Annotated in this window: 23 protein-coding genes; 13 read left to right on the forward strand and 10 right to left on the reverse strand. The window is 65.6% G+C overall.

The window, feature by feature from the left end:
* Positions 1 to 20: 20 nt before the first annotated feature.
* The gene (locus IC762_RS16340; protein ID WP_195789789.1) at positions 21 to 1,184 is read left to right on the forward strand and encodes an acyl-CoA dehydrogenase family protein; all 1,164 of its coding nucleotides are present in this window, start codon (positions 21 to 23) and stop codon (positions 1,182 to 1,184) included.
* Between the two features lie 101 nt (positions 1,185 to 1,285).
* Here IC762_RS16340 and IC762_RS16345 read toward each other — a convergent pair whose 3' ends face one another.
* Both IC762_RS16345 and IC762_RS16350 read right to left on the reverse strand, forming a co-directional pair.
* Positions 1,286 to 3,370 carry a methyl-accepting chemotaxis protein gene (locus IC762_RS16345; protein ID WP_195789790.1) on the reverse strand — a complete coding sequence of 695 codons (2,085 nt, stop codon included), beginning with the start codon at positions 3,368 to 3,370 and terminating at the stop codon, positions 1,286 to 1,288.
* Positions 3,371 to 3,475: 105 nt separating this feature from the next.
* A complete protein-coding gene (locus IC762_RS16350; protein ID WP_195789791.1) occupies positions 3,476 to 3,724 on the reverse strand; it encodes a hypothetical protein in 249 nt (82 codons plus the stop codon).
* Between the two features lie 193 nt (positions 3,725 to 3,917).
* On the opposite strand from IC762_RS16350, the gene IC762_RS16355 reads away from it, so the two are divergent.
* Both IC762_RS16355 and IC762_RS16360 read left to right on the forward strand, forming a co-directional pair.
* Positions 3,918 to 4,508, forward strand: coding sequence for an NADPH-dependent FMN reductase (locus IC762_RS16355; RefSeq protein WP_195789792.1), 591 nt, complete (start codon positions 3,918 to 3,920; stop codon positions 4,506 to 4,508).
* Between the two features lie 24 nt (positions 4,509 to 4,532).
* Entirely contained in the window at positions 4,533 to 5,315 is a 783-nt protein-coding gene (locus IC762_RS16360; RefSeq protein ID WP_195789793.1) for an SDR family NAD(P)-dependent oxidoreductase, read from the forward strand.
* Between the two features lie 9 nt (positions 5,316 to 5,324).
* On the opposite strand, the gene IC762_RS16365 is transcribed toward IC762_RS16360, so the two are convergent.
* A complete protein-coding gene (locus tag IC762_RS16365; RefSeq protein ID WP_195789794.1) occupies positions 5,325 to 5,708 on the reverse strand; it encodes a hypothetical protein in 384 nt (127 codons plus the stop codon).
* Positions 5,709 to 5,946: 238 nt separating this feature from the next.
* Here IC762_RS16365 and IC762_RS16370 point away from each other — a divergent pair, with 238 nt between their 5' ends.
* Positions 5,947 to 6,513, forward strand: coding sequence for a L,D-transpeptidase (locus IC762_RS16370; RefSeq protein ID WP_195790155.1), 567 nt, complete (start codon positions 5,947 to 5,949; stop codon positions 6,511 to 6,513).
* Positions 6,514 to 6,607: 94 nt separating this feature from the next.
* On the opposite strand, the gene IC762_RS16375 is transcribed toward IC762_RS16370, so the two are convergent.
* The gene (locus tag IC762_RS16375; protein ID WP_195789795.1) at positions 6,608 to 7,501 is read right to left on the reverse strand and encodes a hypothetical protein; all 894 of its coding nucleotides are present in this window, start codon (positions 7,499 to 7,501) and stop codon (positions 6,608 to 6,610) included.
* A 673-nt stretch (positions 7,502 to 8,174) separates the two neighbouring features.
* Here IC762_RS16375 and IC762_RS16380 point away from each other — a divergent pair.
* The 4 genes from IC762_RS16380 to IC762_RS16395 all read left to right on the forward strand — a co-directional run bounded on the left by IC762_RS16380 (position 8,175) and on the right by IC762_RS16395 (position 11,514).
* The gene (locus IC762_RS16380) at positions 8,175 to 8,651 is read left to right on the forward strand and encodes a septal ring lytic transglycosylase RlpA family protein (protein ID WP_246801588.1); all 477 of its coding nucleotides are present in this window, start codon (positions 8,175 to 8,177) and stop codon (positions 8,649 to 8,651) included.
* 367 nt (positions 8,652 to 9,018) lie between these two features.
* Positions 9,019 to 9,198, forward strand: a complete 180-nt coding sequence (locus IC762_RS16385) for a hypothetical protein (RefSeq protein ID WP_195790451.1) — start codon at positions 9,019 to 9,021, stop codon at positions 9,196 to 9,198.
* A gap of 231 nt (positions 9,199 to 9,429) precedes the next feature.
* A complete protein-coding gene (locus tag IC762_RS16390; RefSeq protein WP_195789797.1) occupies positions 9,430 to 9,615 on the forward strand; it encodes a hypothetical protein in 186 nt (61 codons plus the stop codon).
* 312 nt (positions 9,616 to 9,927) lie between these two features.
* A complete protein-coding gene (locus tag IC762_RS16395) occupies positions 9,928 to 11,514 on the forward strand; it encodes a hypothetical protein (protein ID WP_195789798.1) in 1,587 nt (528 codons plus the stop codon).
* A 27-nt stretch (positions 11,515 to 11,541) separates the two neighbouring features.
* Here the strand turns inward: IC762_RS16395 and IC762_RS16400 are convergent, their stop codons facing one another.
* From IC762_RS16400 to pdxY, 6 genes are all read right to left on the reverse strand, one after another.
* Entirely contained in the window at positions 11,542 to 11,778 is a 237-nt protein-coding gene (locus IC762_RS16400; protein ID WP_195789799.1) for a DUF6894 family protein, read from the reverse strand.
* A 339-nt stretch (positions 11,779 to 12,117) separates the two neighbouring features.
* Complete coding sequence (locus tag IC762_RS16405) at positions 12,118 to 12,288, reverse strand: hypothetical protein (protein ID WP_195789800.1); 171 nt, start codon at positions 12,286 to 12,288, stop codon at positions 12,118 to 12,120.
* 9 nt (positions 12,289 to 12,297) lie between these two features.
* On the reverse strand, positions 12,298 to 12,528 hold the full coding sequence (locus IC762_RS16410; RefSeq protein ID WP_195789801.1) for a DUF6894 family protein: 231 nt from the start codon (positions 12,526 to 12,528) through the stop codon (positions 12,298 to 12,300).
* 158 nt (positions 12,529 to 12,686) lie between these two features.
* On the reverse strand, positions 12,687 to 13,031 hold the full coding sequence (locus IC762_RS16415) for a tRNA-binding protein (RefSeq protein ID WP_195789802.1): 345 nt from the start codon (positions 13,029 to 13,031) through the stop codon (positions 12,687 to 12,689).
* Positions 13,032 to 13,067: 36 nt separating this feature from the next.
* Positions 13,068 to 13,694: a LysE family translocator gene (locus IC762_RS16420; protein WP_195789803.1), complete on the reverse strand. Its 627-nt coding sequence runs from the start codon at positions 13,692 to 13,694 to the stop codon at positions 13,068 to 13,070.
* Positions 13,695 to 13,711: 17 nt separating this feature from the next.
* Positions 13,712 to 14,569, reverse strand: coding sequence for a pyridoxal kinase PdxY (gene pdxY / locus IC762_RS16425; RefSeq protein ID WP_195789804.1), 858 nt, complete (start codon positions 14,567 to 14,569; stop codon positions 13,712 to 13,714).
* Between the two features lie 192 nt (positions 14,570 to 14,761).
* Here pdxY and IC762_RS16430 point away from each other — a divergent pair, with 192 nt between their 5' ends.
* The 5 genes from IC762_RS16430 (at position 14,762) to IC762_RS16450 (ending at position 18,772) form a co-directional block, all read left to right on the forward strand.
* Entirely contained in the window at positions 14,762 to 16,168 is a 1,407-nt protein-coding gene (locus tag IC762_RS16430) for an adenylate/guanylate cyclase domain-containing protein (RefSeq protein WP_195789805.1), read from the forward strand.
* Positions 16,169 to 16,208: 40 nt separating this feature from the next.
* Positions 16,209 to 16,880, forward strand: a complete 672-nt coding sequence (locus tag IC762_RS16435) for an FMN-binding negative transcriptional regulator (RefSeq protein ID WP_195789806.1) — start codon at positions 16,209 to 16,211, stop codon at positions 16,878 to 16,880.
* Between the two features lie 304 nt (positions 16,881 to 17,184).
* Positions 17,185 to 17,433 carry a hypothetical protein gene (locus IC762_RS16440; protein WP_195789807.1) on the forward strand — a complete coding sequence of 83 codons (249 nt, stop codon included), beginning with the start codon at positions 17,185 to 17,187 and terminating at the stop codon, positions 17,431 to 17,433.
* 251 nt (positions 17,434 to 17,684) lie between these two features.
* Positions 17,685 to 17,945, forward strand: a complete 261-nt coding sequence (locus tag IC762_RS16445) for a PepSY domain-containing protein (RefSeq protein ID WP_195789808.1) — start codon at positions 17,685 to 17,687, stop codon at positions 17,943 to 17,945.
* A gap of 113 nt (positions 17,946 to 18,058) precedes the next feature.
* Positions 18,059 to 18,772 (forward strand): ROK family protein, encoded by a 714-nt coding sequence (locus tag IC762_RS16450; RefSeq protein WP_195789809.1) that lies wholly within the window; start codon positions 18,059 to 18,061, stop codon positions 18,770 to 18,772.

Consider the following 18,772-nt stretch of genomic DNA (forward strand, 5'->3'; position numbering starts at 1 on the left):
CGGCACAGGCGAGGACAGCGATGATCGATGACGAACAGACAGCCATGATCCGCGAGACGGTCGCGAAGTTCGTCGATCGCGAACTGATCCCGCTCGAGCCGCAATATCTGAAATCGCGGCTGCCCGGCAGCGATCACCCCGAACTCACCGGTGAGCAGCGCAAGCGGCTGCGCGACGTCTCCAAGGAACTGGGATTGTGGGGCCTCGACGCGCCCGAGGATCTCGGCGGCCACGATCTGCCGACGCGCACGATGGCCGCGGTGCATGAAGAGCTCGGCCGCAGCTGCGTGCCGTTCGTGCTGCCGCCGGACTCGCCGAACCTGCGCATGCTGCAGGCGGTCGGCACCGAGGCGCAGAAGAAGAAATACATGCAGCCCTATATCGAGGGACGCATGAGCTCGGCGATCGCGATCTCCGAGCCCGGCGCCGGCGGCGACCCGGCGGGCATGAAGACGCGCGGTGTGCTCGACGGCGATGAGTGGGTGATCAACGGCCGCAAGATCTGGATCAGCAATGCGCGCGCCGCCGACTTCATCATCGTGATGGCGCGGGTCGGCAACGACCAGCGCCAGGGCGGCATCACCTCCTTCATCGTCGAGAAGGGCACGCCGGGCTTCATCATCGAGCGCGAGATCCCGATGCTCGGCGGCGGCTCGACCTACGAGATCGTGTTCGAGGACTGCCGCATTCCGAAGGACTCAGTTCTCGGCGAGGTCGGCAAGGGCTACGCGCCGATGCAGCTTCGGCTGCGCACCCGGCGGCTCGAGATGGGCTCGACCTGCATCGGCATCGCCAAGCGCGCGCTCGACATGCTGTGCGAGCACGCCAAGCAGCGCGAGACCTTCGGCGTCAAGCTCGCCGAGCGCCAGGCGATCCAGTGGTGGATCGCCGATATCGCCACCCGCATGCACGCCTGCCGGCTGATGGTGCGCGAGGCCGCCGACAAGACCGACCGCGGCGAGGATATCCGCCACGAGGCCTCGATGATCAAGGTGTTCGCGACCGAATTGGCCTATGAGGCCTGCGACCACGCCATGCAGACGCTCGGCGCGCTCGGCATGACGCTAGAGTTGCCGCTGAATGCGTTGTGGCAGAAGGCCCGCCTGATGCGGATGTATGAGGGGCCGAGCGAGGTCCATCGCCAGGCAATCGCCCGCCGCGTGCTCGGCCTGCGGGGCGGATAGCGACCGTAGACCGTAGGATGGGTAGAGCGAAGCGAAACCCATCTCTTCGCTGAAAGAGTCGATGGGTTTCGCTTCGCTCTACCCATCCTACGGCTTCACGGCTACGCCGCCCGCACGTCGGCGAGGAAGCGGTTGACCTGACCGGCCAGGTCCTTCGATTGCGTCGAGAGCTGCTCGGCCGCGCCCAGCACCTGGGTTGCGGCGGCGCCGGTGTCGTCGGCGGCGTGCTGCACGCCCGAGATGTTGGAGTTGACCTCCTGGGTGCCGCGTGCGGCTTCCTGGACGCTGCGCGCGATCTCCTTGGTGGCCGAGCCCTGCTCCTCGATCGCGGCCGCAATCGCGGTGCCGATCTGGTCGATCTCGGTGATGACGTCGACCACGTTCCTGATCGCCATCACGGTCTCGTCGCTGGCGGCCTGGATCGCCGCGATCTGCTCGGAAATCTCCGTGGTCGCCTTCGCGGTCTGGCCGGCGAGCGACTTCACTTCGGAGGCGACCACCGCGAAGCCGCGGCCGGCCTCGCCGGCGCGCGCGGCTTCGATGGTGGCGTTGAGCGCGAGCAGGTTGGTCTGGGCCGCGATGTTCTGGATCAGCGTCACCACGTCGCCGATCTTCTGGGCGCCCTCGGCGAGCGAACGTGCAGTATCGCCGGTGCGGCGGGCATGGTCGACGGCACGGGCCGCGATATCGGTCGAGGTCGAGACCTGGCGGGCGATCTCGGAGATCGAGGAGGTCAGCTCCTCGGTCGCGCTCGCCACCGTCTGCACGTTGGTCGAGGTCTGCTCCGAGGCGGCGGCGACGACCGCGGCCTGGCGGTTGGTCGCGGCGGCGGTCGCCGACATCGACTGCGCGGTCTGCTCCATCACCGACGATGCCGCCGACAGGCCGCTGACCAGCTCCGTGACCTTGGTCTCGAAGGCGTGGGTGAGGTCGTCGAGCGCGCGGGCGCGGCGCATCTTGACGTCGTTCTCGGCCTCCTTCTCGAGGGCGAGCCGGTCGGCCTCGATCCGGTTGTCCTTGAAAACCTGCACGGCGGCGGCCATCGCGCCGACCTCGTCGTTGCGCGCGGCACCGGGGATCGCTTCGGCGACCTCACCGGCGGCAAGGCGCGACATCCGGCCGGTGAGGGCGGCGATCGGATGGAGGATGCGGCGGCGGACCAGCACGATGAGGCCCAAGCTCGCCGCAGCGACGGCGAGAAGCCCGATCAGCGCCACCACGAAGCTGAAGCGCGCCGACGAATAGGCCGCGGCAAGCCCTTGCTCGGCATTGTCGTAGAATGCATCGCGCACGGTGACGATCGCGGCAAGTCCGACCTGCGATTCCGGATAGTAGGTGTCCAGATCGATCTCGTATCTGCCCGTCGCCGCGCCTTCCTTGGCGAGCTTCAGCGATTTGCCGAAGCGTTCGACGTAATCGGCCTGCATCTTGCCGAGCGCCGCGGTGACGTTGGCTGATGTCGCCGGATTGTTGCGCAGCTCCTGCAAGGTCGAGAGGATCTGCTCGGTGCGGCCGGTGCTGCGGAACAGCTCCTGCCGCTCGGTCTCGGTTGCGACGCGCTTGGCGCCGACCAGCGCCTTGTGCAGGGAGGCGTTGAGGCCGCCGATGTCGCGCAGCGTCCAGGCGACGTTGGCGTAACTCGCCTGCCGATAGGCGTTGCCGTCGAGGCCGGCGAGCCGGCGCACCTGCTCGTCGAGCAGCGCGGTGACGCCGGCATTGAACACGGAATTGTCGGCGACGATCTTGTTCGCTGCGGCGCGACGGGCATCGGCCGGGCCTGCCAGCGCCTTCTCGATCGCCTCGCGCAGCGCGGCGAACTTCGCCTTCAGCGCGTCGATCGCGCCAGCGACCGCCTCGCCGTCGTCGAGCGATCCGGGCAGGAGGCTGCGTACCTGGTTGACCTTGGCGAGCGCCCCGTCGGTGAGCTGGCGCTGCTTGTCGAGCTCGGCGATCTGCTTCTGGTCGATCGCGCCGGTGCCGCCGAGCAGCAGGTTGGTGGCGAAGCCGCGCTCGGGGTTCATGTAGCGCGGGATGTCGCCGACGGCGCGGACGATCTCGAGCCGGTTCTGCGCGGTCGAGACCTTGTCCATGGTCTGGTACTTGGTGACCGCGACATAGGCCGCAAGTCCGCCGCCGACCGCTGACAGTGAGACGATCGCGGCGGTCAGGAGAGTACCGATTTTCATGTGCTGCGCGCCATTCTGGACGAGGGAGGTGAGAGCGCCTCACTCGTACAGGGTGCGCATTAATCCCGGGTTTACGATGCCGGGCCCGGCGCCGGATCGGGACGCCTAATGCTCGTCGCCGTCTCCGCCTTTGGTCGCGGCCCGGTGCTGGGTCGCACCGCCCGCGCCCGGCTCGCCACAGGGAAGCTGGGTCCAGCTGCCGTCGGCGGCCTGCTGATAGGCCTGGCAGCCAACGGAGGCGGTGGTGGCCTTGTCGTCGGCCTTCTGATGGTCGGAACTCTTTGCCAGCGCGGGCGCGGCGAGGGCGGCAACGGCCGCGAGCGCGCCTGCGAAAACCAGCCTTGCGATCGGCATGTCGGGTTCTCCTTCTCGAAGCGAAGACATATCCAGAAAAGGAATTGGGCGATTTTGAGCCGCCATGCGGCGTCTCCGACGAATTGCTTAATGTCCGGAAAATAACCGGGACCGGCAGTTAACACTTGCACGCGGCGCGCCGTACCTTCCATCACAGGACGGTGCCGCCGCACCGTGATAGGATCGATGCCTCATGGCCAACCGCATTCTCGTCTTCTACGGCTCCTACCGCTCCGACCGCATGGGCATCCGGCTCGCCCATTTCATCGTCGAGGGCTTTCGCGCCCGCGGCGACGACGTCGAATTGATCGACGCCAAGTCGATCGGCCTGCCGATGCTCGACCGGATGTACAAGGAATATCCCAAGGGGCAGGCGCCAGCGGCGCTCGAGACGCTGGCCGGGAAAATCCGCGGCGCGGACGGCTTCCTGTTCGTCACCGGCGAGTACAATTGGGGCGTCCAGCCCGGGCTGAAGAACCTCACCGACCATTTCCTCGAGGAATGGTTCTGGCGTCCGGCGGCGATCGCGAGCTATTCGGCCGGGCGCTTCGCCGGTGCCCGCGCCGCCACCGCCTGGCACGGCACGTTGTCGGAGATGGGCATGGTGGTGGTGTCGAGCACGGTCAGCGCCGGGCCGATCGCGCATACGCTGTCCGAGGACGGCAAACCGGTCGGCGAGGGCGGCAAGGCGCTGGAACGCGCCTTTCCGCGCTTTGCCGACGATCTTGCCTGGTGGATGGAAGCGGCAAGCGCGCAACGCGCGCGCAAGGCGCCGCCGTACTGAGCGCAGCTCCGGAGTTCGGCAATCATGAACCTGTTCACGTCCGCCTTCGATCCAGAGCGCGAGGTGGCGCTCGTGACCGGCGCCGGCAATGGCATCGGCCGCGCCATCGCGCAGGCTCTGGTCGGCGAGGGCGTGCGCACCGTGTTCGCCGATCTGCATGGGGACAGGGTTTCGGCGGCCATCGCTGCGGCCGCACGTCCCGAACTCGCGCTGCCCTGGGTCGGCGATCTCGCGCAACGCGAGGCCTGCGACGCCCTGCTGGCGCATGCGCAATCCGCGCTCGGGCAGGTGACGCACTTCGTCCACTCGGCTGCGCCGCCGCGCCGCGAAGCCGATCATGCGATGGCGGTCGACGACGAGACCTGGCGCCGGATGCATGCGGTCAATCTCGACGCCGGCTTTCATCTGTCGCGCGAACTGGCACGCGGGCTGATCGCTGCGAAGACACCGGGCTCGTTCCTGCTGCTGACGTCGCTGCATGCCGGCACGCCGCGCAACCTGCCGCATTACTCGACCGCGAAGGCCGGCATGGCGATGCTGGTGAAAGAGCTCGCCAAGAGCTGGGGCCGCTACGGCATCCGCGTCAATGCGCTGGTGCCGGGCGCGATCGCGGCCGGCGGCTTCGTCGCCGATCCCGCGCTTGCGAGGCACATCCCGCTGGGGCGGCTCGGGCAGGCCACAGATCTCGCGCCGATGGCGCTCGCAGTGCTGTCGCACAGACTGTCCGGCTACGTCACCGGCGCATCGATCGTGGTCGACGGCGGGTTGTCGCTGACCAACTGGTTTGCGCCGCCGGACCTTGAGTAGACCGGCGCTTTACTCTTTCGCTCGGATGTAGCCCGCGAGCCGCGACTTCTGGTCGTTGCACCAGGTTGTCATGCCGGCGCGGCGCTGGTCGAGGTCGGTGGTCTGGGTTGCGATGGCGACATCGGTCATCAGGTCGTCGGACTGCTTCTCGCCCATCTTGCCGCCGGTGTGCAGGAAGGCGATCGCCTTGCGGACCTGCTCGGTGGTGCCGTCCGGCAGGTTCATCTCCTGCGCCCTGGCCACGAGGTCCTGATAGACCAGATCGGTGCCGGGGCACTCGACCTTGGCGGCGAAGGCCTGCAGCACGTTCGTGACATAGGCCAAGCGCGGATCGGCGGCGTGAGCCGGGGTTGCAGCGATCGTCAGGCCGACGATCAGCAGGGCGTAGCGCATGGAAGTCCTCCAATGTTTTAAGCGGTTTTTTGTAAGGCTAGCGTTAGCGGGAACCGACTGCAACTGCCAGGACACACTCGGCGGAGGAACCGATCAAACAGACGTGTTCCAGTTAATGCTGCCACGTTTTCAGCACGATTTCGGCAGCAAGTGGCGCGAGTTGGCGCAGGGGAGATCGATCGTGTCGAAGTTGGGGCTTGCCGCGGCGCTGCTGGGATCGCTCGCGCTCGGCGGTTGCATGCAGGCGACGCTGTCGCCGGTGACGGACGCCGCGATGACGCCGCGCGATCGGCAATTGCTGGCGCATCCGCCTTACGCGGAGGCCAAGATCCCGGATCAGTTCCAGCGGCACATCGTCGACTACACACGCCGCGAAACGCCGGGCACCATCCTGGTCGATACCGATGCGCGCTATCTCTATTACGTGATGCCGGGCGGCAAGGCGATGCGCTACGGCGTTGCGGTCGGCGAGGAGGCGATGGCGTTCTCCGGCGTCGCCACCGTCGGTCGCATGGCAGAGTGGCCGGACTGGGTGCCGACCAAGGACATCCAGGAGCGGCTCGGTCCGTATCCGGCGCGCGTCGCCGGTGGGCCGGCCAATCCGCTCGGCGCGCGCGGCATCTATCTCTACCAGGGCAACAAGGACACGCTGTATCGCATCCACGGTACCAACCAGCCCGAATATATCGGGCAGGCGATCTCGTCAGGCTGCATCCGGATGAACAATGCCGACGTCATCGACCTCTATCAGCGGGTCAAGCCGGGCGCGACCGTGGTCGTGCTGCCGCCCGGCCAGAGTGCGTAAATCGTAGGGCGGATTAGCCGAAGGCGTAATCCGCCGCCGCCTACCGGAAGGCTGGCGGATTACGCTTGCGCTAATCCGCCCTACATTCTTCTTCTCAGCGCACCGGCATTGGCGGCCGCACAACCGGACCGCCATCATCTGCGTCAACCACGCTCGACTGCTGTTGCGTCGATTGCAGCGGCAGCGGCGCTGCGGTCTGCGGCGCGGATGACACGGGGGCGGGCAGTGGCGCGGCCGATGCCATCGGCGGCGGCGGAATGTAGGCCTGTGCCGGCCGGCGGATCGGCGGCGGCGCGACCGCCGCGTGCGGGGCTGCGTGTGGAGGCGGCGTTGTCGCGCGCGGGCGCGGTGGCACCGGCCTCGGTTCGACGGCTCTGGCCTCGGTCGTCCTTGCGACGCGCTGCGCCAGTTGATCCTGGCCGGCCTTGAGCTGTTCGATGCTCGCCTTGAGCTGCTCGACTTGCTGGCCCATCGATGCGAGATCGCGCGCCATCGATTGCAGCAATTGCGTTTGATCCGGCGTGGCGGCGGTCGCAGCCGGTGCCGTCGCTACGGGCGCAGCGGTCGGCGCCGCGGGAGCGGGGGCTGGGGCGACTGGCGCAGGCGTTGCGGCTGCGACGTCTTGCGGCGGCGTGGCGGGAGTCGCTTCGGCTGCCGGCTGATCGGTGACAGCGGCTTGCGCAGCTGGCGCATTCGCCTGTTCGGGCGCGGGTGCAGCCCGGCCCGGGATCCACGAGGCGAGTTGCGCGACTTCGGGAGTCCACTCCGCGACCAGCTGCCTGGCGCGATCCCCATAGTGCTGCCACGCCGCGGCACCCATGGCGCTGACGATCGCGAACACGAACCAGAACAGCCGCACCGTCCATCTGTTACCGACAGGCGGCAGGCGGCCAAGCTGCGCGCCGTCGAGCCTGAAGTCCTCGGCGGGGGCTGCGGTGTGATACATCGGCGCCACCGGAGGAACAGGCGCAGCTGCGGCAGTCGCCATGACCGGAGGTACCGACGTGGGGGGAGCTGCCGCAGCTGGCGGCGTCGACAAGGGGGTGAAGCCTGGGCCGAAATAGGGCTCGCGAAAAGCGGGCGCAGTCGCGCCCGACGGCGCAAGCGTGGGCGCAGCGTTATCCGGCCGCGCCGGCCCGAAATTGGGTTCGATCGCGAAAATATCGTGCGGATCAGCGTCTTTCAGTGTCGATTGCATTGGCGGTCCCCGTTTCAGTCCAAGGTCAAACCGCAATGGGCGGCCGGCGAATTCACGCTCTGTATCGACCCGTTTTCGACCCCTGGCCCGGACCCCACGACTCCAGTCCGGTTTGACCAAAGCAAGGCAGGAGGGTGGAGAGGTTGGGGTGTTTGGGAACCCGAACTGCGGCGGGTTCATCGCATCTTCAGGGTCCGCCCGACGCAGTAGTTGTGTGGCTCAATCGGCACACCTGAATGGAAATCGTCGCGCACCTGTTGCATCTCGCCGCACACCGCCTCCGTTCCGCCCCGATTGGATTCGGCAGATAGCGCCTGTTGGATTTTCGGCTTGGGCTGGGGGCTTGAGTTGGGGATGCAACATGTCGCGCGACGCTGCTGTCACTTCGGACGCCGACGCCAGGCGCAGCGCATTTTGCGCTACGCCATCGGCCGCTTTTGTTCATCCGCGAAACGCGCTTCAGATGCTCGCCGTCGTGATCGGCGCCGCGACGCTTGGAGCCTGCGCTCAATCCTCCGCCATCAGCGAACGCTCGCAGGCGCTCGCGAGCCGGCCTGTTTCGACCGCGCCGGCCCGAACGGCATCGGCGCCGGTCCGCACGCGCATTGCCGTCGTGCACCGTCACACGCCTCATGCCTCGCACAAGGACGAGGCCAGGATCGCCTCCGAGGGCGTGGCGAGCTTCTACAGCGAGACGCAGCAGACTGCGAGCGGCGAGAAATTCGACGGGCGCGAACTGACGGCTGCGCATCCGACCTTGCCGTTTGGCACCAGGCTGCGTGTCACCGACGTCAAGACCGGCCGCTCCGTGACGGTGCGCGTCAATGACCGCGGACCCTACGTGCCCGGGCGCGTCGTCGACGTCTCCTACTCGGCAGCGCAGTCGCTCGGCATGATCGGCAAGGGTGTCGCGAATGTCAGGTTGGACGTGGTGCAGTGAATGGATTTTTGCCGTTTTGATCGGGAAAAAGTCCCGGCTCGCTACGCGTCTTAATCCTATTGTCCGCAAGACTGGCCTCAATAGAATTGCCGTTGCTACTTCCCCGCGTTCTCCTTGTTCCAGGCGCGTGGATTTCTACCCAATGAACCTTTCCCCGCCTTCGCGTCCCGCGTGAGGGCGGGGTTTTTCTTTGGGCTGGATATGCCGACCTTGGTGGGAAGGGCGGCGTAGCCGCGACCCCAACGTTGCGTGTTGCCGTGGCTTGCGGAAATTCCTTTCATCAAATTGTCACGCTCCCGGCGAATTGCGGCCCAACGGCGCTGCCAACAGACGCTGCAAATCGGGCGCGTCGACAAGGGACAGAACGTTGGCCTACAAGATGATCGCAGAACGCGAGAACGAGACCGTCAGGATCGAGCGAGAGAGCACCTGGATCATCGTCGCAAAGGCGAAAGTCTGGGCGAGCGAGGGATGGCAGGTCGTCATCACCGACACCGACGGCAAATCCTATCCGCCGGAAGAATTCGACAAGCTCCTGGCAGCATGACGCTGGCACTGCGCTGACGCCGAGCCGGCGCCGACCAGCGCGTTCAGCGTCGCGTCGATGGATCGTCGCAGACGTTCTGCGCCATGGTCAGAAGCAACTCGTAACCTTCCGGTATAGGAGCATGGGAACCCATTGTGCACCGCGCCGCCCTGGAACCAGAGCTTGCGTTCCCTGGTTTGGATAGCAGGCCCGCGGGGTGGTCGATCCCGCGATACCGGACAGGAGCGCGCCATGATAGCTCAGACCGAGATCCACACCATCGCACGGCAGATGCTGCAAAAGCACGGTCCGCAAGCGATCGCACAAGCCGCGCAGAACGCGGTGGCGTGCGAGAGCAAGGGCGAGGCCGACGAAGCCCGCGACTGGCGTCATATCGAGGACGCCATGAAGATGATGCGCGGTCCGCATCAGAGCTGACCGCCAGCACGACGTCTTGAGCGGATGATTCGGCAGTGAGCCCACCGGGTCATCTGTCTTGCAAACTGTGGCGTCGCCGTGCTTGCGCGCGACCTTGACGAAATCAGTCGCGCGGATGATCCGCATACCGCGATACACAATCTTAAATAGAGAAATGGATTTCCGGTTGTGGGACGATTTTAGCGGTGCTATAAATCTCCGGTAGCGAGACAAGCATATTTCAATTCCATTTGCTTTCGACGGAGACGGTTCTGCGCCGCTCTCGTTGCGTGCGCGCGAACGTCCCCGGCCGGATATATTCGGGGCCCTTCCATGAAGACATTGCTGTCTGCAATCCTGCTGCCGCTCCTGATCGCGCTGGCGATCGTGGCGTCGCCGTTGATCGCCCAGACCCAATCCTCCTATCAGCCGCAGGCGCAGTTCTGCGTCGCCGGCAACAACGCCCTTTGCGCCAAGCTGCCGGCCTATATCGGACCGGATCCGTCGCTTGCAGAGACCCAGGGCTACAACGGCCTCTACGGCCAGCCGCCGCAAAATGCCAAAGAGGATGTGCAGACGCCGTTCGACAATATGGCCTGGCAGATGTTCGTTGCGCTCAACTGGGCGGCGAAGGGCACCGACCAGCCGGCAGCGCAGGGATTGACGATGCCGGGGCTGCGCGTCTGGCAGGACTATCCCAAGGTCAGCGCGCTGTTCGGCAATTCGAAGGTGAGGGCGGGCTGCACCCAGGCGCTTGCCCTGCCGAAGTTCTATATCGGCTCCTACGGCAACGGGAAGCCGGCGCCGAACAACGAAGAATATCTGCAGGCCTCGACCAACCTGCCGCTGATCGACGTCAACGGCAATTGGACGCTATTCGAGCGGCGGGTCAACTCGATCGAGGCCGACTATCTGAAGGCGCCGAACGGCGTGTCGTCGCAGACGCTGACGACCCAACAGGGACAGCTCAACTTCATCAAGGCCAATCCGAAGGGCGCCGAGTTCACGGCATCGGCCACTGTCGCCGACGGCAAGAACGGCTCGATCGAGATCAAGGCCGCCTGGCGCATCCTCGATCCCCGCAGGGACGACGCGTCGAAATACTTCACGCAGAACATCCTGCTCGCCGTCTCCGGCGATCTGGTTCGCGGCGGCCGGCCGTTCTGCCGCAGCGAGAAGATCGGGCTGGTCGGGATGCACATCCTGCAGCGCAACCCGTTCTTCAAGACGAATGCGGCGCTACTGCCGCAATGGATCTGGGCGACGTTCGAGCATGTCGACAATGCGCCGCAGGCGCAGACGCCGTGCAACGTGTCGAATGGCTGCGGCACCAAGGGGAGCCCGACCTACTGGATCAACCAACCGAGTTGCGGGCCGGCGGCGGTCGCACCCGGCGCGCATTTCTCGTTCTTCGATCCGTCGGCCTCCGGGCTCGGCACCAACATCGCGCCGCAGAATCTGCTCGGCACCAAGACGCGCTTCCCCTGGAATCCGCGGCCGCCTTATGCGCAGGGCGCGACCAGCCCTGCCACCGCGAAGCCGCAGGTGGCGCGCTGCTGGCAGATCTATCCGACGACCAGCGTGCTCAACGAGCAATGGCGGATGGCGCTGGGATCGCTGAAGAGCGTGTTCCAGAACTACATGCTGGTCGGTACGCAATGGGGCGGCCAGCTCGAGCCGCCGACGCCGCCGAATCCGGTACCGGCCAACGCAGTGCCTGGCATGCTCTCGAACATGACGCTCGAGACCTACATCCAGAACTACACCGGCAGCGATTCCAGCCTGCCGGGGCCGGGCTCGTGCGTGAGCTGCCACGGTTTCGCGCCGCTGGTCGACGGCAAGACATCGGCAAACTTCAGCTTCCTGCCGAGCCTGGTCGATCCGGTCAAGGCGCGCAGCATGATCAAGACCGCGAAGTGAGCGGCGCGATCTCAGGGGCCGTCGTCGCTAGCCCGCCTTGCGCCACTGCGGCACGGGATCGAGCGGCGTGCGATAGAGCTCATGGCGGTCGACGTCGGTGACCCGCACCGCGCAGCCGCGCGCCTTGAGCTCCGGTTTGACCTGCGCCAGTTCGCTGGCGAGCTGATCGGCGCGGTCGGAGGCGAGGCTGACGTCCTCGAGGATGATGGTCCCCTGATCGCGGAACTCTTCCCCCACCACAAGGTCGAATGTGTAGTACGGCATTCCGAAGCTCCCCAATTCCCCGTTTCGGTATGCACCACAGGGTAACACTGAGTCGTGTGTTCCCTAAGATGCGTAACGCACAATCGTCGAGCGATCGGCGCGGAAACGATGTGCAGCACATCATACGCGGTGGACAAATGTGCAGGCACGATGGACGGCGCGGCGGTCGTGCTCGTGATCCAGCTCACTGCGGTCCCGTTAAGATTTGATTAAAAATCTCACGGCAAGCTTATACCCAGGTGGAATCGCGGCGGAACCGGACTCCGGGAGCCGGCAGTCGCAGGAGAAGGCCGGTGGCGTCGCGCCCATCGGCCTTTTCTCGTTGGATGATCGCGCGAACTAATCCTGCAGCGCGGCCTGCTGGCGGGCGCGGCATTTCGGCCCTGGACCGCGCATGTAATGCAGCTCGGGACGATAGGGATCCGCGATGCTCCCGATCAGCGCGTGGCAACGCGCAAGCAGCAAGGCGAGGCGGCGGCGCAGCGGGGCGAGGGGTTCCACCGATCGCATGGCGGCGCCTCAGTGCAATTCGCCGAGCACGGCGGCGAATGGCAGCTCGAAGATCTCGTCGCCGAGATCGTCGGTGGCATGCAGCACCCAATTCCGCCAATCCTCGGCGCTCGGCGTCATGACATAGCTGCGCACCAGCTGCTCAGCATGCAAACGCGCTTCCGCAAAGTCCATTGCGGCGCCCTTGCGGTCGAGCAGGACGTGCTGTTCGTCGGAGCAGTGGAAGTAGATGGCGGACATCTGCTGATTCCCATTCCCATTCCGAATCATCGCCGAAGCGAATCTCGCGTGCTGGATTAGCAGCGCGAGTCCTTGCGGAGAATCCGGGTGATCCCCCATCGGGAAACTACGGGGAATACGAAGGATTTGAATCACTCGGCCGTGATGTGCGCGTGAGCTCAGAAGATCGGTTCGCCGATCGCAATCTCGCTGCGCGGGGCAAGCACGATCACATTGCCTGCGGCATCCTTGGCGCCGAGGATCAGCAGTTCCGAGGTGAAGCCCGCGATATTCTTTGCACCGAGATTGCAGACGCAGACCACCAGCGAGCCGATCAGCGCCGCGGGTTCGTAGTTGGTGATCTGCGCGCTCGACCACATGATCCGCTCGGCGCCGACATCGACGCCGACCTTGTAGGACGGGTTGCGGGCGCGTGGAAACGGCTGGACGTCGACGACCTTGCCGATGCGGATGTCGAGGCGGGTGAAGTCTTCGTAGGTGGCGAGAGGTTTCAGCGCAGACATGGGTCCTCACGGTTTCCGGGGGCGGCTGCGTGCCGCTCACCGCTCCTGGAAGGCGAGGCGGACGCCGAGCGCAATATAGATCGTGCCGACGACGCGGCCCTGCCAGCGCCCGATGCCGCGATGACGCCGGATCCACGGGCTGATCTGGCCGGCCGCGAGCGCCAGCAGCGAGGTGTAGGCGGCGCTCATCGCGACGAAGATCAGGCCGAGGGTCGCGAACTGCGCCACCGCAGACCCGTGGCCGGGAAGCACGAATTGCGGCAGGAAGGCGAGGAAGAACAGCGCGGTCTTCGGATTGAGCATCTCGGCCCAGATCGCCTGACGGAAGGCGCGCCGCGCATCGACCGGCTGCGACGCAGGAAGGTGCAAATCATCATTTCTCTCGAACAGCGCGCGAACTCCGAGCACGATCAGGTAGGCGACGCCGGCATATTTCACGATCGAGAAGGCAAGCGCCGAGGTCATCAGTACTGCCGAGAGGCCGAACGTCGCCATCGCGGTGTGGACGAGGTCGCCGAGCGCGATGCCGAAGCCGGTGGCGACGCCGACGCGCGGGCCGCCGGTCACCGATCGCGCCAGCACCAGCAGGACGGCGGGACCGGGGATCAGGAACAGGCCGAGCACGACGGCGGCGTAGGTGAGGAGGGTGGTGAGGTCGATCATGACAGGTGTCCCGGATGTTAGGATGCGGTGATCGCAACGGCCTCGAAGCGGCGCTTGGGATCAAGCATCACGTCGGCGCTTTCGACAATGCGCATTTCGTCCGTTCCCCGGCGTGCGGTACGCTCCAGCACGGCGTAGATGCCGGAAGCGGCCTGGGCGAGCGCTGCCGGCGTGCCGGCGCCGCGCAGGCGGGCCGACGAAAACAGTGCCGCGAACAGGTCGCCGGTGCCGTGCGGGCTGATCGGCAGAAGCGGCGTGCCGACCCGCCAGGCGTGATCGCGCTCGACCGCCAATGTCACGATCTCGTCGGCAGGGGTCGCGGCCAGTTCGGCGCTGGTGACGACGACCGTGGATGGGCCGCGTGCGATCAACGCGCGCGCCTGCGCGACCAGCTCCGCGATCGTCGCAGCCTTCGCGCCGCAGAGCGATTCGAGTTCGAAATGGTTCGGCGTGATGATGTCGGCGAGCGGCAACAACTGGTCGCGCACCAGCGGCGGGATGTCGGCGCGCACGAACAGGCCCGTGTGGCGATCGCCGAGCACGGGATCGCAGCAATAGAGCAGTGCTGGGTTGCTCGCCTTGGCGTGGGCGACGAACTCGGCGACCTCCTGGGCGATGTCGGCCGAGCCGAGATAGCCCGACAGGATCATCCGCGCGCTCTCGATCGCGCCGCGCTCCTCGATCCCGCGCAGGAGATCGGCGACGAGCTGCGCGTCGAGCACCCGGCCGCGGATGGTCGGATAGCCCGGGCGGTTGCTCAGCAGCGTGGTCGGCACGGCGATCACGTCGATGCCGTGAAGCTGGATCGGAAAGGTGGCGGCGCTGTTGCCGACATGGCCCCAGGCCACCTGCGACTGGATCGAGATGACGCTCATGCGTTCAGCCTAGCGCAGCCCGCAGGGCCTTGACGAGTGGATCGGAGGTGACAGTGCGGAGGAATTTGTTGTGATGGGGCTACGCAAAAGCTGTCGTCCCGGCCTTCGCCGGAACGACACTGAAAATGTGTTACGTGCAAGTGATGCCGCGGCGGGCTTCCGCGTCGCCCTCATTCATGCAACATTCGCAGCATGAACGAGATCGAGACCCTGTTTGGCGCGCTGCGTCAGTCGGCCGACGAGCCCGTCGTCGAGATGCTCGAGCGCATGGTGCGGGAAGCCCCCGACCATGCCTTGAACCGGATGAACGCGCTCGATCTCGCGGCGAAGGCCGGCGTGGCCGAGGAGCGGGTCATCGCGGGCCTGCTGCAGGCGGTCGGGCTCGGCATGTTGGAGATGACCTGGAGCGTGACGTGCCCGAGCTGCGCGGGCGTGCTTTCCGCCAACAGGAGCCTGAAGACGCTGAACAGTGCGCAATACAATTGCGGGTTCTGCGCCGCGGGGTACGAGACGACGCTCGACAATCTGGTCGAGGTGACCTTCACGGTCAGTCCCCGGTTGCGCAAGATCGCGGCGCACAATCCCGATGAGTTGCCGGTCGCCGAGTATTATCGCCAGATTTTCTGGGGTTCGGCCATCGATCTTCCCGATGACCTGGACAAGGTGCTGCGGGAGGTGACGCTCGAAGCCGTCGACCTGCCGGCCGGAGAGCGGGCGATCCTTTCCATGAACGTGCCGGAGGGCACGCTGATCGTGTTCGATCCGGTGACGCATGCCGCGCAATTCCTCGATGTCAAGGGCGAGGAGGTGCGCGAGCGCCAGAACCTTGCCGTGGTCTTCAACAAGATCCAGCTGCCCGTCGACACCGTCGCGCTGCGGCCCGGGCCGTTGCGGCTGACCCTGGAAAACCGCACCGACGCGCGCGTGCTGCCCGCGGTGTGGGTGGCAAGCCAGGCGCTGGACGACCTGTTGTCGCGACGCAAGCCGTTCCTGAGCGCAAAGCGCCTGCTCACCAACCAGACCTTCCGCGATCTCTACCGCACCGATACGCTCGCGATCGGCCAGCGCCTCAAGATCCTGAGCCTGACCTTCCTGTTCAGCGACCTCAAGGATTCGACTGCGCTCTACGAGCATGTCGGCGACCTCGTCGCCTTCGATCTGGTCAACGAGCATTTCCGCCTGCTGCAGGAAATCATCGCCTCCGAGCGCGGCGCCGTGGTGAAGACCATCGGCGACGCCGTGATGGCGACCTTCGAGACTCCCGATCGCGCCATCGCCGCCGCGCTGCGCATGCGCGAGGCCATGAGCGATCTCGGCGCCGAGCGCCAGCATCAGAGCCTGCGCCTGAAGATGGGGATCCACGAAGGCTCTTGCCTTGCGGTGACGCTGAACGGCCAACAGGACTATTTCGGCCAGACCGTCAACGTCGCCTCGCGCGTCCAGGGCCTGGCCGCTTCGCGCTCGATCGTGGTGACGGAATCGGTGGTCGAGAACGCCGAGACGCGGGCGCTGCTCGAGGCCGCCGGGCTGACGCCGGCGCAGAAAACCGTGGCGTTGAGCGGCATCGCCGACAAGGTGTCGGTGTACGAGATATCCTGAGGTGACGAGCTTGCCGCATCGTCATGGCCGGGCTTGACACATGCACATTCTCCGCCCGCAGTTTCGCATCGAGGAGGAGCGGGCGCTGGCCTTTGCCGCTGCACGCGGCTTTGGCATGATCGTCGCCGCCGACGCGCGCGGGCCGCGCGGCTCGCACGTGCCGTTCGTGATCGAGCGGCGCGACGATCGCGTGGTCGTGCAGATCCATCTCACCGCCAGGAATCCGCTGGTCGAGCTCGCGGACGGCACACGGCGCTTCCTGCTGATCGTCTCGGGCGACGACGCCTACATCTCCAACGACTGGTACGCCTCGCGCGACAATGTCTCGACCTGGCTCTACGAGGCGGTGCATCTGTCCGGCGTCGCGCATCTGCGCGCGCCTGGCGAGAACCGCGGCCATGGCGACACGCTGCTCGCCGTCAGCGAAGCGCGGTTGCCGAAGCAGCCCTGGGATCTCACGCAGATGGAGCCCGAAAAGCGCGAGTCGATGCTGTCGGCGATCCGGGTGATCGATCTCGTCATCGACGGGGTCGAGGGCCAATCGAAGCTCAACCAGCACAAGAGCGACGCGGACCACGTCGCGGTCGCCGACCGGCTCGCGCGCGCGGAGGAGACAGCGAGCCGCCGGCTCGGCGCGAAGATGCGCGAGCTGCGGCCGGAGCTTCCGTATGAGCAATGTGTGGGGCGAGCCCGTCATCGCGAGGAGCGCTAGCGATGAGGCAATGACGCGGACGGATGTCACGCGTGGATGCAAACGCCTTGTTAAGAATCGATTCGTGCCGATTTATGCGATTCCGATTCGTTCTTTGCGAACAAAATGGAGTCAGACGTAGAACAATCCGGCAGCGCGCTGTCGATTTCGCCGTGGCTCACGACGGATCACAAACAGGTTGATCGGCGCGCGCCTCGCGGCTGCGCCGGAATAAAGCGCGCCACGATCGGTCATGACCAGTGGACGAACGGAATTCAGCCGCGGCGATCCGGCTGGCGAGCTGAATCCAGCACGGAGAAATTCGATGACACCGATCAAATGCCTGTCCGCGGCACTGCTCGCAATTGCCATGCTCACGACATCGGCGATGGCTGAGGCTTCGCTCACCACCCGATATGGCGGATGGCGAGGCGGTCACGGTCTCTCGCAGCAGGGACCATCAATCGACAGCAATGCCCGCATACCGGCACCATCGGCCGGAGAGTTCAGCGTGCCGTCGCGCAATGTGCCCGGCGGCGTCTGCGACCACGGCGACAATCCGATGATCTGCTGAGTTCGCTTCGAACGATACGCGCAGCAAACCTGTTGTTAAGATTCGCTGCGCGCTGATTTGCTCGATTCCGATTCGTTCTTTGCGAACGAAATGGAGTCGGATGGGGAACAAAACTGCGGCGGGAACTGCCACCAAATCGCCGCAAGTGGCGGAGTTTCGCGCCGGTTCGTGATGGCAGTTGCTCGGAACTGATCGCCGCTGCGCTCGTTCTACGAGGCACACGGCGCAATCCGTTCCAGAGGAGCAACTTGATGCGTAAATTCGTTCTTCCCGTCCTTGCGGTTCTCGCGCTCGGCGCGGCGACACCTGCGATGGCCTATGATTCCGGTGACCAGATGTCGATGGAATCGGCGCTCGATGTCGCGACCAGCCTCGGCCTTGTGAGCGTGTCCCATACCCAATTCCTCGGCGACGAATGGGACATCGAAGGCCGCGACGGCCGCGGCCGCTGGATGGAGGTCTATATCGACTCCCAGACCGGTGCGGTACGCAACGTCGATCGCGACTGGTAGTCGCCAAGCGACAGGGCGGGTCATCGCAAGCGTGACCCGCCGTTTTCTGGAATTGGCGGATGACGCCTTCGGCTAATCCGCCCTACAGGCGTGTCTTGTGCTATTCTTCCCCCATGGCGAAGAAAGCAAAGAAGCGCACGGCGCGGCGAACGGTGCTCGTGATCGATATCGGCGGTACCCACGTCAAGGTCATGACCGATCGTGAGCGGATCAAGCGTGAATTCGAGTCCGGCCCCGACCTGTCCGCAAAGGACATGGTGCGCAAGGTCAAGGCGCTCACCAGGGATTGGCACTACGACATGATTTCGGCCGGCTATCCCGGGCCTGTCGTGCATAACCGGCCGCTGCGCGAACCCTATAATCTCGGCCGCGGCTGGGCCGGCTTCAATTTCCAGCGGGCGTTCGGTCGCCCGACCAAGGTGGTCAACGATGCGCTGATGCAGGCGATCGGCAGCTATCAGGGCGGCCGGATGCTGTTCCTCGGCCTCGGCACCGGGCTCGGCTCCGCAATGATCGTCGACGGTGTTTTCGAGCCGATGGAGCTCGGCCATCTGCCATATCGCAACGGCAAGACCTTCGAAGACTATCTCGGCGCCGCCGGTCTCAAGAAGCACGGCAGGAAGAAGTGGCGCAGGTACGTCGACGACGTGCTTGAGCGCCTGTTCGCTGCGCTGGAGCCCGACTACATCGTGCTCGGCGGCGGCAATGCCGAGAAAGTCGACAACCCGCCGCGCAAGGTGCGCTTCGGCGACAATGCCAATGCGTTCGAGGGCGGGTTTCGGATGTGGAAGAAACCGAAAGAGAAGCCATCCAGGTTACGCGCATAG

This window comes from Bradyrhizobium genosp. L (assembly GCF_015624485.1).
Lineage (GTDB): Bacteria > Pseudomonadota > Alphaproteobacteria > Rhizobiales > Xanthobacteraceae > Bradyrhizobium.